Source organism: Roseburia sp. AF25-13LB (genome assembly GCF_003478915.1).
Taxonomy (GTDB): domain Bacteria; phylum Bacillota; class Clostridia; order Lachnospirales; family Lachnospiraceae; genus Roseburia_C; species Roseburia_C amylophila.
On the sequence record NZ_QUFO01000028.1, the window covers coordinates 1 to 1,876 of the forward strand.

The 1,876-nt window shown below is 41.0% G+C and carries 1 protein-coding gene; it reads right to left on the minus strand.

Annotation, left to right across the window (positions count from 1 at the left end):
• Positions 1-91: 91 nt before the first annotated feature.
• Positions 92-1,387, minus strand: a complete 1,296-nt coding sequence (ltrA, locus tag DWY37_RS15620) for a group II intron reverse transcriptase/maturase (RefSeq protein WP_118542558.1) — start codon at positions 1,385-1,387, stop codon at positions 92-94.
• Positions 1,388-1,876 lie beyond the last annotated feature (489 nt).

Sequence of the window (1,876 nt, forward strand, 5' to 3'; positions counted from 1 at the left end):
AGTCGAGTAGACTAAGACCTCTCAATCTTAGCCCCTCACAGATCCGTACGTGCGGCTTTCCCGCATACGGCTCCTCATAGTAACATTCGCTTCAATATAAACAATAGTACGTTTTAGGTTTTGCTAACGGGTAATACTTGAGCATTTCCACAAATCCATTCCATGTGTATGCCCGTCTACAACCTCTCCGATTCATGGCTTTGAATAGAAACTGTTGTACTCTATGCAAGAATGTTGTTATCTTCCGAAAATTCCATGTAACACCATAATACCGATAGTGTCCAATTAGTTTTACGTTCAACTCTTTAATTATTTCTCGCATTGGTCGATTTCGATTATCGTAAATCCAGTTCTTGTATGCTCTAACCTTTTGCTCAAACTTCTTCCTTGAAGTCTGTACCTTTGGCACGAAACCTCCCTTTCGGGTTTTGCTACAGTAGAAGGTAAATCCCAGAAAATCAAATGTTTCAGGCTTACATTCTCCTCTTGCTCTACGATTCTGCTCTGCAAATCTCCCAAATTCAATCAGTCTGCTTTTACTACTTTCCAGCTCCAGTCCAAACTTTTCCATTCGTTCCTTTAACTCTTTATAGTATCTTTCAGCTTCTGACTTATATTGAAATCCTGCAACAAAATCATCCGCAAAGTTGACGAGAAAACACTCTCCCTGCATTTCCCTTTGCACCACCAGCTTAAACCACAGCGTCAGCACATGATGCATGTATATATTTGCAAGCATCGGACTCATTACTGAGCCTTGTGCCGAACCTTCCTCTGTTGGCTCGAATTTTCCTTGCTCCATTATTCCTGCTTTAAGGTATTTACGTATTAGCCACAATAAGTTCTTATCCTGTATATTCCATTCAAGGAACTTCATCATCCAATCATGGTCGATATGGTCAAAGAAACCTTTGATATCGGCATCTACGATATAGCTGATTTTTCCATAGCTTATCCGTTGGTATACTTCTTTTATTGCTTCGTGACACCCCCTATTCGGTCTGAATCCATACATGCAGTTTAGGAATCTCGGTTCATAAATAGCTCCCAGTATTTTCTTCACTGCCATTTGTACAATCTTATCTTCATAGGAAGCAATCCCTAATGGTCGTTTCTTTCCATTTCCTTTAGGTATATATACCCTCAGTGACGGAAGTGGCTTAAAGGATTTGTTTTTCAACCTCTGTACCAGTTCCTTGATATTTCTATCAAAGTTCTTCCCATACTCATCCTTAGTTACCTTGTCAATTCCGACTGCTTTGTTCCCATCTAATTCCTTATGACATTGCTTTAGCATATCTTCATTTATCAAGTGGTACACTGATGTAAATATAGGATGTTTTGATGTTGCCGATATCTCAGCTATTCTTACTAATTTCGTTTCCATTATTTCCTCCGTCCCTGAGTACGGATAATGTGTCCTCAGTAAGACCTTTACTATGCAATCCCCTTCCCTCCATCGGCATTGCCCGATTTCTACAGTACTATGGGATTGTCCGACCACCTACCATTCATTTGAAATCCTCCGTTTTCAGTTGCAACTTCATACTCTTCTTCGAGAAATGGCAGGTTCTCCCCAGTTGATGTGTATTCATAATGTAAAACATGATTGGTTCTCTGACTCCGCAGTGCCACATAACACTCGCCATATCGCATTATATGATATTGTCTTCCGCACCAGTTAAGACGTCGACCGACTGAAGTTAACGTTTCGAAGCTCAATCACTATTCAACCCTGCTTTCTTGCTGTCTACGCTTGTCAGATGCCGTTACCAGCATCATCCCAAGACTCGCTATTATCTGGTTGGCTAAACCTTGGATAAACCGGAATTCCACCGGCTTGACTACACACCCTTAGCTGGGCGCACAACTGGAA